This is a genomic window from Pseudomonas sp. PME37.24/006, assembly GCF_055556635.1.
Window position 1 is genome coordinate 753,028 of the sequence record NZ_JBVHNL010000002.1, and the last position, 13,658, is coordinate 766,685.

The 13,658-nt window shown below is 60.9% G+C and carries 18 protein-coding genes and 1 riboswitch; of the genes, 5 read left to right on the top strand and 13 right to left on the bottom strand.

The genetic code is table 11. The features are described 5' to 3' along the window. From bluB to ttcA, 9 genes are all read right to left on the bottom strand, one after another. Positions 1-666 carry a 5,6-dimethylbenzimidazole synthase gene (gene bluB, locus ACZ3GY_RS09065; RefSeq protein ID WP_463564544.1) on the bottom strand — a complete coding sequence of 222 codons (666 nt, stop codon included), beginning with the start codon at positions 664-666 and terminating at the stop codon, positions 1-3. After that, entirely contained in the window at positions 663-1,988 is a 1,326-nt protein-coding gene (locus ACZ3GY_RS09070) for a cobyrinic acid a,c-diamide synthase CobB (protein ID WP_465910024.1), read from the bottom strand. The genes bluB and ACZ3GY_RS09070 overlap by 4 nt, the downstream gene beginning before the upstream one ends. Continuing rightward, entirely contained in the window at positions 1,988-2,623 is a 636-nt protein-coding gene (gene cobO, locus ACZ3GY_RS09075) for a cob(I)yrinic acid a,c-diamide adenosyltransferase (protein WP_463564543.1), read from the bottom strand. The genes ACZ3GY_RS09070 and cobO overlap by 1 nt, the downstream gene beginning before the upstream one ends. 147 nt (positions 2,624-2,770) lie before the next feature. Next, positions 2,771-3,002: riboswitch (cobalamin riboswitch) on the bottom strand. A 34-nt stretch (positions 3,003-3,036) separates the two neighbouring features. Then, positions 3,037-3,564 carry a C40 family peptidase gene (locus ACZ3GY_RS09080; RefSeq protein WP_225831677.1) on the bottom strand — a complete coding sequence of 176 codons (528 nt, stop codon included), beginning with the start codon at positions 3,562-3,564 and terminating at the stop codon, positions 3,037-3,039. Positions 3,565-3,701: 137 nt separating this feature from the next. After that, the gene (locus ACZ3GY_RS09085) at positions 3,702-4,334 is read right to left on the bottom strand and encodes a C40 family peptidase (protein ID WP_463564542.1); all 633 of its coding nucleotides are present in this window, start codon (positions 4,332-4,334) and stop codon (positions 3,702-3,704) included. 45 nt (positions 4,335-4,379) lie between these two features. Continuing rightward, positions 4,380-5,168: an NAD-dependent deacylase gene (locus ACZ3GY_RS09090; protein ID WP_465909736.1), complete on the bottom strand. Its 789-nt coding sequence runs from the start codon at positions 5,166-5,168 to the stop codon at positions 4,380-4,382. Beyond that, positions 5,168-5,887 (bottom strand): DNA-3-methyladenine glycosylase I, encoded by a 720-nt coding sequence (locus tag ACZ3GY_RS09095; protein WP_465909737.1) that lies wholly within the window; start codon positions 5,885-5,887, stop codon positions 5,168-5,170. Before ACZ3GY_RS09095 ends, ACZ3GY_RS09090 begins: the two co-directional genes overlap by 1 nt. A 15-nt stretch (positions 5,888-5,902) precedes the next feature. Continuing rightward, positions 5,903-6,379 carry a hypothetical protein gene (locus ACZ3GY_RS09100; RefSeq protein ID WP_465909738.1) on the bottom strand — a complete coding sequence of 159 codons (477 nt, stop codon included), beginning with the start codon at positions 6,377-6,379 and terminating at the stop codon, positions 5,903-5,905. An 11-nt stretch (positions 6,380-6,390) separates the two neighbouring features. Continuing rightward, positions 6,391-7,215 carry a tRNA 2-thiocytidine(32) synthetase TtcA gene (gene ttcA, locus ACZ3GY_RS09105; RefSeq protein WP_463566042.1) on the bottom strand — a complete coding sequence of 275 codons (825 nt, stop codon included), beginning with the start codon at positions 7,213-7,215 and terminating at the stop codon, positions 6,391-6,393. 145 nt (positions 7,216-7,360) lie between these two features. On the opposite strand from ttcA, the gene ACZ3GY_RS09110 reads away from it, so the two are divergent. Then, positions 7,361-7,939 (top strand): DNA-J related domain-containing protein, encoded by a 579-nt coding sequence (locus tag ACZ3GY_RS09110; RefSeq protein ID WP_463564538.1) that lies wholly within the window; start codon positions 7,361-7,363, stop codon positions 7,937-7,939. An 85-nt stretch (positions 7,940-8,024) separates the two neighbouring features. Further along, complete coding sequence (locus ACZ3GY_RS09115; protein WP_225831667.1) at positions 8,025-8,519, top strand: SprT family zinc-dependent metalloprotease; 495 nt, start codon at positions 8,025-8,027, stop codon at positions 8,517-8,519. A 12-nt stretch (positions 8,520-8,531) separates the two neighbouring features. Here the strand turns inward: ACZ3GY_RS09115 and ACZ3GY_RS09120 are convergent, their stop codons facing one another. The 4 genes from ACZ3GY_RS09120 to ACZ3GY_RS09135 form a co-directional block, all read right to left on the bottom strand. Beyond that, a complete protein-coding gene (locus tag ACZ3GY_RS09120) occupies positions 8,532-9,419 on the bottom strand; it encodes a chemotaxis protein CheV (RefSeq protein WP_465909739.1) in 888 nt (295 codons plus the stop codon). Positions 9,420-9,501: 82 nt separating this feature from the next. Then, on the bottom strand, positions 9,502-9,738 hold the full coding sequence (locus ACZ3GY_RS09125) for a glutaredoxin family protein (protein ID WP_463564537.1): 237 nt from the start codon (positions 9,736-9,738) through the stop codon (positions 9,502-9,504). A 53-nt stretch (positions 9,739-9,791) separates the two neighbouring features. Beyond that, entirely contained in the window at positions 9,792-10,904 is a 1,113-nt protein-coding gene (locus tag ACZ3GY_RS09130; RefSeq protein ID WP_463564536.1) for a DUF5610 domain-containing protein, read from the bottom strand. An 89-nt stretch (positions 10,905-10,993) separates the two neighbouring features. Beyond that, entirely contained in the window at positions 10,994-12,202 is a 1,209-nt protein-coding gene (locus ACZ3GY_RS09135; protein ID WP_225831659.1) for an ammonium transporter, read from the bottom strand. Positions 12,203-12,572: 370 nt separating this feature from the next. On the opposite strand from ACZ3GY_RS09135, the gene ACZ3GY_RS09140 reads away from it, so the two are divergent. From ACZ3GY_RS09140 to ACZ3GY_RS09150, 3 genes are read left to right on the top strand one after another with little or no spacing between them, the layout of a single operon-like run. Next, positions 12,573-12,902 carry an ElaB/YgaM/YqjD family protein gene (locus ACZ3GY_RS09140; protein WP_042555727.1) on the top strand — a complete coding sequence of 110 codons (330 nt, stop codon included), beginning with the start codon at positions 12,573-12,575 and terminating at the stop codon, positions 12,900-12,902. A 12-nt stretch (positions 12,903-12,914) separates the two neighbouring features. Beyond that, entirely contained in the window at positions 12,915-13,301 is a 387-nt protein-coding gene (locus ACZ3GY_RS09145; RefSeq protein ID WP_463564535.1) for a phage holin family protein, read from the top strand. Further along, a complete protein-coding gene (locus ACZ3GY_RS09150) occupies positions 13,298-13,639 on the top strand; it encodes a hypothetical protein (protein ID WP_463564534.1) in 342 nt (113 codons plus the stop codon). The genes ACZ3GY_RS09145 and ACZ3GY_RS09150 overlap by 4 nt, the downstream gene beginning before the upstream one ends. The last annotated feature ends 19 nt before the right edge of the window (positions 13,640-13,658 follow it).

The window sequence follows — 13,658 nt, forward strand, 5'->3', positions numbered from 1 at the left end:
CTATTCATGTGTCTCCCCGCCATATGATGCCCAGCGATCCTCAAACAGCAATTCACTCAATGGCCGCACCTCGGCCCAGCCCTCCTGGGCCAGCATCGGTACCGGGTAGAACGCCTGCACCGGCCCCAGGCACAGCACCGCCACCGGTTTGCTGCCGGCTGGCATGCCCAGCAGTTCGGCCAATGCCAGAGGATCGAACAGCGACACCCAGCCCATACCCAGCCCCTCGGCTCTGGCGGCGAGCCACAGATTCTGAATGGCGCAGGACAACGACGCCATATCCATTTCCGGCAAGGTACGGCGGCCGAATACATGGGATTCACGGCCGTCCATCAGCGCCGCGACCAGCACCTCGGCGCACTCACGAACGCCCTCGACTTTGAGCCGCATGAATTCGTCGGAGCGCTCGCCCAGGGCCTCGGCGGTCAGCCGACGCTCGGCCTCGACCAACTGATAGATGTCTTCACGTAGCGCCGGCCGGGTGATGCGGATGAAGCGCCAAGGTTGCATCAACCCCACACTGGGTGCCTGATGCGCCGCCTCGAGTAGCTTCGCGAGCACTTCGGGCGCTACCTCACCACCACTGAAATGGCGCATATCGCGGCGTTCGGCGATAGCCCGATAGACCGCGGCGCGCTCCTCAGGACTGAAGGCGTGGTCGCTCATGGTCGAAACAATGCCGCTGCGGCCGCAGGATTGGATGGCATATAGAAGTGGATATAGGACGCGGTAAGCCGGCCGAGACGGAACACCGCCTCACTGACCGGTTTGTCATTGGGGCACTCGCCGCGAGCCAATGGCTCCAGTTCGGACTCGAGCCGCGAATGATGGTAGCTGTGACCACGCAACAGCCCTTCGGGCAGCGTTACCGCCTGCAGCGCCAGGGCAACCAGGCGCTTCTGCATCTGAGCATGGCCGGGCAGCAGCCCGGCCAACTCAGCTCGTTCGCCAGCCACGTCGCTCAGCGAGTCGAGCAGATAAAGCATGCCACCACACTCGGCGAGGATCGGCTTGCCGGCTTGATGATGGACCGTGATGGCCTCGATCATCGAACGGTTCGCGGCCAAAGCCTGCAGGTGCAGCTCGGGATAGCCGCCGGGCAGATAGAGGCTGTCCACCTCGGGTAGGCTTTCATCGGCCAGCGGGCTGAAGAACATCAGAGTCGCGCCCATCTGCTTGAGCAGATTGAGATTGGCCTGGTAGGTGAATGCAAAGGAGGCATCGAGGGCCACGCCGATACACACACCATCCAGCAGTGACGTTATGGACGCAATCGGCGGAGGGGCGAACACTACGGGTGGCGGCAGGGTTACCGTCGCGGTCTGCGCTAGGGCATCAGCAGCGGTGTCTAGGCGCACATCGAGATCCGCGAGTTCGGCGGCCTGCACCAGGCCCAAGTGTCGGCTCGGCAATTCAATGGCAGCACTGCGTGGCAGCGAGCCGTACCAGCGAATCGAGGCCGGCAGGCTGTCACGGATCAGGTCGTTATGACGACCGGGATTGACGCGATTGCCGAGCACGCCGGAAAACGGCAGATCCGGCTGATAGCTGGCCAGGCCGACGGCCAGCGCGCCGAAGGTCTGGGCCATGGCGGAGCCATCGATCACGCCCAACACCGGTACGCCGAAGCGGCGGGCCAGATCGGCGGCGGATGGCGAGCCATCGAACAAGCCCATCACGCCTTCGATGAGAATCAGATCCGCCTCGCCAGCAGCCTCCCACAACAGGCGACGGCTCTCGTCCTCGCCGACCATCCACAAGTCCAGCTGATAGACCGGATTGCCACTGGCACGGGAGAGGATCATCGGGTCGAGAAAATCAGGCCCGCACTTGAACACCCGCACCCGCTTCCCCTGCCGGGTGTGCAGGCGTGCCAGGGCCGCAGTGACGGTGGTTTTACCCTGCCCCGAGGCTGGAGCCGCGATCAACAGTGCAGGACAGTGACGCGGCGTGCGCTCACCCGCATCGGATGCAGACGCTGTAACGATCAAAACTCCACGCCTTTTTGTGCTTTTACGCCAGACTTGAAGGCATGCTTGACGAGCGTCATCTCGGTGACGGTATCGGCTGCTTCAAGCAGCGCTGGCGGCGCGCCACGGCCGGTCGCGACAACGTGCTGAAGCTCGGGGCGCGATTCGATATCACGCAGCACCACGTCCACATCCAGATAACCGTGCTTGAGGGCGATGTTCAATTCATCCAGCACCACCAAGGCGATCTGCGGGTCGTTCAGCAGTTGCCGGGCGACCTCCCAGGCCTGCACGGCTTTCTCGATATCGCGCTGCCGATTCTGGGTATCCCAGGTGTAGCCCTCGCCCATCACGTGATAGCTGACCTCATCGGGAAAGCGGCGGAAGAAATGCTCTTCGCCGGTGGCCATGCCGCCCTTGATGAACTGCACCACGCCGACCTTGAGACCATGTCCCAGCGCCCGGGCAACCATGCCGAACGCGGAGCTACTCTTGCCCTTGCCATTGCCGCTGTGCACCAGCAACAGGCCATACTCGTCCTGAGCCTGGGCGATCTTCTCGTCCATCAGGGCTTTCTTGCGCGCCATACGGGCGTTGTGCCGCGCGTCGCGCTCTGCTGATTCTCGGCTTGGGGATGGGGTCGATTCGCTCATGGGATCTCCTCAGCGCAGGGCCAATCGGCGCACGCAGGTGAAGCGCTCGGGCAGGAAACCGGGTTCATGCCGGACGATAAAGGAATCACACAGGAGTAGGCAGGAGCTGACCGGATCGATCACGCACCGGCCGCGCCCACCGCGCAACTCTGGAAAAAGCGACAGGCCGGTCTCCGGGCTTGCGAGCGCCGCGTTCATCAGAATGCGGCCACCGACGCAGCCTTCCCGTATCGGCGATACAGTGGCTGAAAGCGTGGCTTGGCTCGTTTACCGTTGCGGGGGCAGCGTCGGCATTGCCTGCTTGCTGGAGCAGCGGCGCACCGACTTCCCAGTTTCACCCTCGGCCAAAACCGAGGACACCTGAAGCAAGCGGCGAAGGGTAAGGATTGGCCGCCTCAGCGTCAATCGAAGACTCAGGGATGACTAGCCAACTCGACCGGAAAAACCCGCTTCGCTTCGATATAGGTACGCTGCCAGTAGCTGTTGGCGAGGCTGTCCAAGCGCACGGTGCCGCCCGAGGACGGTGCATGCACGAAGCGTCCTTCGCCGACGTAGATGCCAGCATGGCTAACCTGGCGGCCGCCACTGGTGGCAAAGAACACCAGATCACCACTGCGCAGGGCATCACGCCCTACGGTCGGCGCGCGCATGCTGATCAGTTCGCGCGTCGACCGCGGCAACTGGATGCCCGCCGCATCACGGTAGACGTAACCGATCAAGCCGCTGCAATCGAAACCGCTGGCTGGGGTATTGCCGCCGTAGCGGTAAGGCGTGCCGACAAGGCCCAATGCACGAAACAGTACATCGTCAGCGCCCCCCTGATAATTACCAGGTACAGGTGCTACGACAACGGGTTGCGGAGCAGGTACGGGTGCACGACTGGAGCACGCACTGAGCAGTGCTGTGAGCAGCAAGAGGGCGATGCGAATGGTGGCAGTCATGGACGGACGATCCCGGAGCCTGAATGCGCCCTACTCTGCTCCGTTCACAACCGCAGTGCAAGCTTTAGCTTTATGCTGCAGCCGCTTGAAAACTATCAAGATGTTGCCCGATCTGTGCAGATCGGACATTTACCACCTCAATGCTGAGACGCCAGGTGCTCGGTCGGCGCCATCGCCAGGACACGCTTGGCTTCGATGAAGGTACGTTTCCAGTAGCGGTCATCCAGGCTATCGATTCGCACGCCACCGCTGCGGCTGCTGGAGGAATGAATGAACTGATCATCGCCCAGATAGATACCGGCATGGCTGACGCGGCCACGACCTGCCGTGCTGAAGAACACCAGATCACCGGGCTCCAGCGCCTTGCGCTCGACCAGCGGCGCGTCGATGTTGATCATGTCGCGCGTCGAGCGCGGCAGCTCCATGCCAAGCTCTTCACGGAACAGGTAACCAATAAAACCGCTGCAATCGAAACCGGTTTTCACCGAGCTGCCCCCGAACCGGTAGCGGGTACCGATCAGCGAGAGGCCTTTTTCGAGAACACTGTCTGCAAGCTGTGGCAGCTCGTACGGTGCGTGGCCGGCAAAATCAGCGGCTGCATCGTCTTCAACGACATCGATCCGATCCAGAACAGGCGCTGCGACTACCGGCCGGGCAGGCAAAGAAGCCTGGGCTGGGGCATCGTTATGGGATTGCGGAGCATGGTTAGCGCAGGCGGCGAGAACCATCGTCAGTGCGAGAGGCACGAGGGGTGCGAAGCTTTTGCGCATGGGCACGACCGTGGCATGAAAAATGAACAGCCGCGACTATGCCCTCTAACGGGGCCATATGCAAATTCTATGACGATTAATGTGACTCAGTAGTTCCGGAAAAACATCTAAGGCCCTTTCTTCCAGCCTGAAGTCAACCAGATCGCTAACCTCGCTTTGCGACAAATTGACCTCCACCGTCACCCCACCAGACTGGCGAGTGCGCAGCAGCGGCTCGACTATATAAGGGAAGCTTGCGCTGGTGCCGACGCTGATCACCAGATCGAACCCCTTCTCCAACTGCGTATACAGACGACCGACGGCCTCCTCCGGCAGCATCTCGCCGAACAGCGTCACCGGCGGGCGCAGCACACCACCGCAACTCCCGCACAGAGGCGGCAACGGTTGTTGCAGATGCTTGACGAGTCCCTCGTCCACGCCGCCACAACTCTGGCAATGCAGCGGCGCCAGCTCACCGTGAATTTCGATCAGTCGATCTGTCGGACTGCCAGCCAGGCGGTGGTAACCGTCGATGTTCTGAGTGAGCACCCAACATTCAGGCTTCAAGGCCTGCAACTCGGCAATCGCCTTGTGACCGGCGTTTGGCTGGGCGGCCAGGCAGGCGGTGCCGAGCTGTGCCAGGTACTTCCAGCACAGCGCCGGGTCGCGGCGCAGCATGTCGCCAGATAGCGCCACTTCGATCGGTACGCCCTCTGCGGTGTGGCCGTTGTACAGACCACCGAGGCCGCGGTAGGTAGGCAACCCGGAGTCGGCAGACAGGCCTGCTCCGGTGATGATCAAAATCCTCTGCGCGGCAGCGACGGCTGAAGCGAGGCGCGGCAGATGGGGATGCATCAGTGGTTGACCGTATGAGCCAACATCACTGACAGCTGGCACATGGGCCGACCACTTTCCGCATGCCACTGATTGAAGGCAGCTTGAACCGCAGCGCGGTCGCGCTGACTGCTTGGTACCTTGTCGACAATCTTCTGAGCCTTGAGCGCTGCGACCATGTCATCGGAAGGAATAAAGGTGTCTTTGCCAACCATACGCAGAAAGCGCGGTGCAGAAAGGCCGCCGAGCTGAGTACCCTGCTTGGCCAACCAGTGCCAGAGCCCGACGATATCGGTCACCGGCCAATCGGCGATCAGTGCGCCAAAGGCAAAGCCGGGGCGCGGGGTGGTGGTTTTCGCAGCGGCAGCCGGCCCGCTCAACGCGCCACGCTCCACGTCGAGAATGAACTGCGCGTTACGGGGTACGCTCTTGAGCTTGCCCAAGTGGCGGATCAGGCGAGCGTCCTGCATCAGACGCTCGAGGCGTTCGCCGCCCATCAGCACGACCTTTTCCGGATCGAAACCGAAGAACACTTCTTCGAAGGCCGGCCACTTGGCGTCCACCAGGCTGTGTTTGAGACCCGCCCGGAAGATGCGCAGGCTCATGATCGACAGGTAGCGATCATCGCTTAGAGCACGGAGATTCTTGTCAGAAGCCGGTTGCGGCAGGCGCGCCTCGAGGGCTTCCAGCGAGCCGAAGCGGTTCACGCAGTATTCATGCATCCATCGGTAATCGTGCATCGTTTGCCTTCGGATCTACTGGAGTTTGAACGGTGCAGCGAAGCGACCCTCGCTCACCTCGATGAAACCTTCGCCGCCGAGGCGCTTGAGGCGACCGTCGAAGCTGCCGCGCACGCCCCAGTCGTCGATGCTGTCTATCCTGAGGTTGAACGCGGCACCATCATCATCACTGAGCGCCGACCAGATTTCTGTGCCGTCCTCATGCTGTATGGCATAACGACTGACCAGCCTGGAGCCTGACAGGCTGTAAGTACCTGGCTTGATCTCACCGCCCAGCGCCCACAATTCGAAATCGTAACTGTCGCTCATGGCCCCATCGTCCAGACGACCGCCAATGACCAGATGCTCGCGGCTCTCGGCCAACTGGGCCACCAGCCGCGAATCGAAACGCATGGCCTTGCCACCCAACTCGAGCGTCAGGCGGCCCTGCTCGCTACCGCCACCACAGCCACTCAGCAACAGACAGAACATCACCAGCATGGCCTTGTACATGGCTTGGACTCTTACAGGTTCATCACGTTAAGAAAGCGCGGCGTGGCCTGCTCATCGATTTTCAGGCTGGTGAAGTCGAACAGATTGCGGTCGGCAAGTTGCGACGGCACCACATTTTGCAGGGCACGGAACATGATTTCCGTGCGACCCGGCGATTTGCGCTCCCAGTCCTGAAGCATCTCCTTGACCACCTGACGCTGCAGGTTTTCCTGGGAGCCGCAAAGGTTGCACGGAATGATCGGGAATTCCTTGAGATTGCTATAGGCCTCGATATCGGCCTCGTTGCAATAGGCCAGCGGGCGAATCACCACATTGCGCCCGTCATCGGCACGCAGTTTGGGCGGCATGGCCTTGAGCGTGCCGCCATAGAACATGTTGAGGAAGAAGGTCTCGAGGATGTCGTCACGGTGGTGACCGAGGGCCATCTTGGTCGCGCCGATCTCGTCGGCGAAGGTGTACAGGGTGCCGCGGCGCAGGCGCGAACACAGCGAGCAGGTGGTCTTGCCTTCCGGGATCTTCTCCTTGACCACCGAGTAAGTGTCCTTCTCGACGATGTGGTACGGCACACCGATGGACTCCAGATAGGCCGGCAGCACGTGCTCGGGGAAGCCTGGCTGCTTCTGGTCCATATTCACCGCGACGATCTCGAAGTGAATGGGCGCGACCTTCTGCAGATAAAGCAGGATATCGAGCATGGTGTAGCTGTCCTTGCCACCGGACAGGCAGACCATCACCTTGTCGCCCTCCTCGATCATGTTGAAATCGGCAATGGCTTCGCCGGCCTGACGACGCAGGCGTTTTTGCAGCTTGTTCTGATTGACCGAGAGGGTGCCCATGGCGCGCGGAAATCCGGTAGAAGTACTGAAGCCGCGCATTTTACCCAGAAAACCAGGCATACCCCAGCCACAAAACGGCCAACCGTCGCCGATTGGCGTGGCGCCCGATTGTGCAAGGCGATATTCCTTCGGCTAAGGTGAGCCAATGAACGAAGAAAACGCCCCCAACACACGACTGCTCGAATTGCTCCAGACCGCGCCCGAAGGGCTTTCGGAATACGAGCTGCTGCTGCGCCTGAATCGCTGGCAAGGCGCCGAAGAGCGCCTGCCCACGGATACCCTGGAGTTGTTTCGCAGCCACTTTCTGCTGTTCCATACGCTTTATCGGCTGCGCGACCAGTTGGCTGCCGAACAATGTGCCTTGCTGCAGATCAGCCCGCTGTGCATTCGGCTGCTGCCGTATCAGGCGGGCGAAAGCGCATTGAGCGAAAAGGATCCGTTGCGCGAGTACTACCTCGACCTGACTCATCTGCGCGATACCGATGCCGACGATGTGCAGAAACTGCTTGGCGCGTTTTGGGTACGCCTGCAGGGCGGCGAGGAAAAACAATCCGCCCTCGCCGTTCTCGAGCTGGATGCGCACAGCGGTGATCTCGACCTGTCTTTCATCAGGCAGCGCTACCGACAGCTGGTCAGCATCCATCACCCGGATCGCGGCGGCAGCACGCAGCAGTTGCAGAGCATCAACCACGCCATGGAGACACTGCAGCGTTATTACCGCTGAGGGCACTTGCCGTTCAGCCCGCAAACGCTGCATGGCAGGATGAACTGCGGCATAATCCGCCGTAATCACCTTTCCCGATGCCCCCATGTCAGAACAGATCCACGCCCGCGTCGAGGCTTGCTATCAGCAGGCGGAAACCTTCTTCAAGCAGCCATTCAAACGCCCCGAAGTGAGTTTCAAACTGCGCGGCCAGAAGGCCGGAGTGGCTCATCTCACAGAAAACAAACTGCGCTTCAACCCGCAGCTGTACCGTGAAAACCAGGAAGATTTTCTGCGCCAGACGGTGCCCCACGAAGTGGCGCATCTGGTCGCACACCAGCTTTTCGGCCTGAGCATTCAGCCCCACGGCGAGGAATGGCAGCTGATCATGCGTGGGGTCTACGAACTGCCCCCACACCGCTGCCACAGCTATGACGTGAAACGCCGCCAGGTCAGCCGCTTCATCTATCGCTGCCAGTGCCCGCAAGGCGAATTTCCGTTCTCCGCGCAGCGCCACGCCCTGGTCGCCAAGGGCCGTCGCTACTTCTGCCGGCGCTGCAAGATCACCCTACAGTTCACCGGCGAACAGAGAATCGAATAGGCGTGCCGCAATTCAGTCGTTGAGACGCTGGAACGCGCGCAGTAGCGCTTTGCTGAGATCGACGCTGGAGAACTTGGTGAGCACGTCGTTGGCCCCCACTGCGCGGGCCTTCTCGGTATTCATGGTGCTGTCCAGCGAGGTATGCAGCAGCACGTAGGTCTCGCTAAGCACGCTGTCCTTGCGAATCTGCTGAACCAGGGTGTAGCCGTCCATTTCCGGCATTTCGATATCCGAGACCAACACCTCGATCGGCTGCCCCTCCTGCTGCGCGGCCCGCAGCACTTCAAGCGCGCTGGCGGCGCTACGTACGGCCTGGCAGTCCAAGTCGAGCTTTCGCAGCGTGATCAGCGTTTGCTGCAGGGCTACCTGTGAGTCATCGACGACCAGTACTCGACGGCCTTGCAAGAGCTGCCGCTCGGCATGGCTGAGCAACTCATCGGCGACATCCTCGAGAGGAGCTGGTGCGATCTCATGCAAGACTTTTTCAATGTCGAGAATTTGCACGATAGCGCCGTCGATCTGCGTCACTCCGGTAATGAAAGCCCGCGTGCCAGCGCCAGCGGGCGGCGGGCGCACATCGCGAGTCGAGCATTGCACGATGCGCTCCACGCTCTGTACGTGTAGCCCTTGCCGCGACCGGCTGAGCTCGGTAACGATCAGACAGCCGTCCTGGCTATCACTACCACCGCGCTCACCAATTGCTCGCGCCAGATCAATGACCGTCAGCGCCGAACCACGCAACGTCGCCACGCCGCGCACATGAGGGTGCCGACTGGGCATTTTGGTCAACTGCGGGCAGGGAATGATCTCGTTGACCTTGAGCAGATTGATGCCCAGCAAACGGCCACTGTGCAAACGAAACAGCAGCAGCGATAACGCATCGCCCAGCACTACACCCATGGATACAACTCCCCTGTCATTCTAAAAAGCAAAACCTGGCCAGACTTCGAATGCGTCAGGCTCGTTGTGTGCAGACGGTGGATCAGCCAAGAAAGGCGACGACCTGCGGCGTATCGAACGGCCAAGTCAACTCGGCGCCGGTATCGGTGCGTTTCAGCACAGGTATCAACAGCGCATAGCGCTCCAGCAAGTCGTCACGCTCGGCGATATCGACTAACTCGACAAGCAAGCCGCGCTCGACGAAAGGCATCACTACCGCCTCGGCGTACTCACAAAGATGACAACCGATGGTTCCCAGCAATTGGCACTCAGGGAGCATGGGTCAGCCTCCGCAGCGAGAAAGGTGGCAGTCTACCACCCCGCTCCTCTGTATCAGGCGCTCGCAGCACCTTCATCCGCTTTCGGCGCCAACGTGGAGCCCAGCAGGCCTTGCAGACCGTCCAGCAGGCGGCCATTGAGCTGCTCGGCCTTGTCCAGCCGCGCATTATCGAAACGCTCGTCCAGAGAGAAGCCCCCCTTGAGCAGATCCTGCAGCAGGCCCTTGCCGTCGCTGCCCCACTCATTGGCAGTACGCAGTGCGTCGAGCAAGCCTTGAGCATAGTCGTTGAGCGCGCCATTCACCGCACTGGCCGGTTGCCCACCCTGGCTGGCCACCGAGCCGTAGGTATCGGTAGCCTGGCGCACGCTGGTCTGAGTCAATTTCAGGGACATGGAGGCCAGTTGCGAGCCGTCCATTTCCAGTGACATGGCCCGATCGAAGGCGCCGGCTACATCACCGGAATAGAAGGAATTGGAAAGATCCTGCACCTGGCTGAACAGCTTCTCCAGGGCGGCTTTTTCCTGATCATCCAGATCACCCTCGACCTGCACCTGCCAACCACCGATCTGCAGACTGCCGGACTGGCTGCTCGAACCTTCGGTGCGCGACCAGGCGGCGGACGCCTGAGCGATCGATACACGCAGGCGGTCACCATCTCGGGTGGTGATATCCAACTCGAAGCTTTCCGCCACGGCCGCAAAACGGTCGCTCGACGTCGGCACGACACCAGCGGCTGGCGCTGCGCCGAACTGTTTGTCGAGGCCGGCAAAGCCCTGCTGAATGCGCTGGTAGGTATCGTCGATATCAGTGGCGACCTTGCCCTTGAGAACGCCCATGCCGTCGAGAATCTTGCGGGCTTCGTCGAAGCCCTTCTCTACGCCAGAACGGGCCTGATCCATGAATTTCTGCAGCTTTTCCGGGCTCGCCCCTGCAGCCGCTTCGCTCTTCAGCCGCTGCTCGATGAACCCGAGCACGCGATCCGCCACCTTCTCCGGAGAGAAGTCATCCTGCTTGGCGGTGAGCGAGCCGGCAGGCAGACCCAGGCGCTCGGCAAGCCGATTGGACAGCGCGACCTGGGCATCGGCCGCGTTGCGGATGGTGGTCTGGCCGCCAATCTGAGGCGAGCGGCCTGTCGTTGAGGTCGACAGCGGAAGAGAAACAGTCATGGCAAGTCACCGAAACGGAGCATGTGCAAGGTTGACGGCAGCTTGCGGCAAAAGTTTAGGGCTAGCTACCGAGCAACTCGACAAGCGGCTCAGTCCTGACTGACCGCACCGATCTTGTGTATCGACAGATCGGCGCCGTAATACTCCTGCTCCTGGCTCAAACGAATGCCGACGACCAGCTTCAGCGCGCCGTATACCAGGAAGCCGCCAATCAGCGCCACCAGCACACCCAGTACGCTGCCGAGCAACTGACTGACCAGGCTGACACCACCCAGACCACCCCACATCTGCTGCCCGAAGATGCCGCAGGCGATACCGCCCCAGACGCCACACAAACCGTGCAGCGGCCAGACGCCGAGCACATCGTCGATCTTCCATTTCACTTGAGTGGCGGTAAACGCCCAGACGAACAGCGCGCCGGCAATAGCGCCAGTGACCAGCGCACCGACCGGATGCATCAGGTCGGAACCTGCGCAAATCGCCACCAGGCCGGCCAGCGGGCCGTTATGCAGGAAGCCCGGGTCGTTGCGACCGACGATCAGCGCCGCCAGGGTGCCGCCGACCATTGCCATCAGCGTGTTCACGGCCACCAGTCCGCTGATGCTGCCCAGGGTCTGGGCGCTCATCACGTTGAAGCCGAACCAGCCGATGATCAGTATCCACGAGCCAAGAGCGAGGAACGGAATGCTCGACGGCGCCATAGCGACCAGGCGGCCATCGCGGTAACGGCCATCCCGACGCCCGAGCAGCAGCACCGCGGTGAATGCCAGCCAGCCGCCAACGCCATGCACCACCACCGAACCGGCAAAGTCGTGGAATGGCGCGCCAAATTGCGCCTCCAGCCAGCTCTGCAGGCCGAAGTTGCCGTTCCAGATCATGCCCTCGAAGAATGGATAGACGAAGGCGACTATCAGTGCCGTGGCGCACAGCTGCGGGCCGAAGCGCGCGCGCTCGGCGATGCCGCCGGAAATGATCGCCGGTATCGCCGCCGCGAAGGTCAGCAGAAAAAAGAACTTCACCAATGCGTAACCATTGCCCTCCACCAGTACGCTGGCGGGGTGCAGAAAGGTCACCCCATAGGCAATCCAGTAGCCGACGAAGAAGTAGGCCATGGCGGAGATCGCGAAGTCCGAGAGAATCTTCGACAGAGCGTTGACCTGATTCTTCTGCCTTACCGTGCCCACTTCCAGAAAAGCGAAGCCGGCGTGCATGGCGAGCACCATGATCGCGCCGATCAGGATGAACAATGTATTGGAGCCGTGAATCAGCGTTTGCACGGCACTGTTGAGGTTTTCCATCGAGGCAGAGGCTCCGCAGAGAAAAGCACCAGAAAAGAACATCGCGCAATCAGAGAGCACCACAAAGAGGCACTAGCAGCCGTTTTGCTGCGTTCTCAACTGAAGGCGAGCGCCATCCTGGTGCTCAACGACGCTGTCATTTCAGTACTTATTTATTAATTATCAATTGGTTGCGTACGCACCAGACCATTGCCTTCCTAGCGGAGCAAGCACCATAAACATGCATTTCAGGCACGAACGCACCACGCCAATGCAATGCTTATGCCTTCCGCGCCTGCTTCATTCCCGGCGATTCACAGATAGACTGAACCTGGTCAATGGCAGCTACTCGAACCCCTTACACCGCATCACACCTACAGGAGAACGATCCATGGCCCGCCCACTTCCTTCACGTCCTGCTGCACCTGCCAATAAAGAAGAGCTGCTCGAAGAGTTTCAGGCTTTGGTGCGCGACACCGAAGTCCTGCTGCAGCACTCGGCCAGCCTGGTCGGCGATCAAGCCGAAGAGCTGCGCGCGCAGATCCGTGACAGCCTCGGCCGTGCGCGTTCGACGCTGAAGAACACCGAAGAGAACGTTGTACTGCGCGGTAAGGCTGCAGTCGGCGCGACCGAAGACTATGTGCAGACCCACCCATGGCAGACCATCGGCATAGCCGCCGGCATTGGTATACTGATCGGCATGCTCATTAGCCGACGTTGATCAGGACAGCACATGGATGACAGCCAGACAGCAGCACCTCCCAGCCGCGGCCCTTCGCCGCGGCGCCTGGCCGGTGCCCTGCTCGGGCTGATTCAGGGCCATGTGGCACTGTTCAGCGAAGAGTTTCGGGAGCAGCAGGCGCGCACCGTCACCCTGCTGATCCTGACTGGCTTGTGCGTGTTGTTCGGGCTATTGCTGATCACCGGCTTATCTGCCGCACTGCTGATCGTATTCTGGGAAAACCACCGCATTCTGGTGATTTCACTGCTTTGCCTCTTCTATACGCTGGGCCTGCTTGCCTGTGCGTCGAGCCTGGTTCAGCGCATGCGTAACGCCCCCGCCCCATTCAGCGCCAGCCTCGAAGAACTGGCCCGCGATCGGGAGCAACTGCTGCCATGACCCGCCCCAGCAGCAAGACCTCCACCCAGGAACTGCGCAAGACCATGCTGCGCCTGCGCCTGGAAATGCATCGTCAGGAAATTCGCCACGAAACAATGGTCATCCTGCAGCCGTTGCAGAAAGCCAAGGACTTCGGCAATCACTGGCGCCAGGAACTCAAAGGCAGCAACGCACCAATCTGGATCACTGGCGGAGCCTTCGCATTGACCCTGCTCGGTATGCGCGGCGGCCAATGGCGTCGCTGGCTACGCATGGCGCTGGAGGCTTTTCCCAACCTGAGGAAACGCCCGGCCAACCCTGAAGGCAAAAAGCCAGCAAAAGAGCCTGAGCAAGCCTGATACTGGCCACATTCTTGCT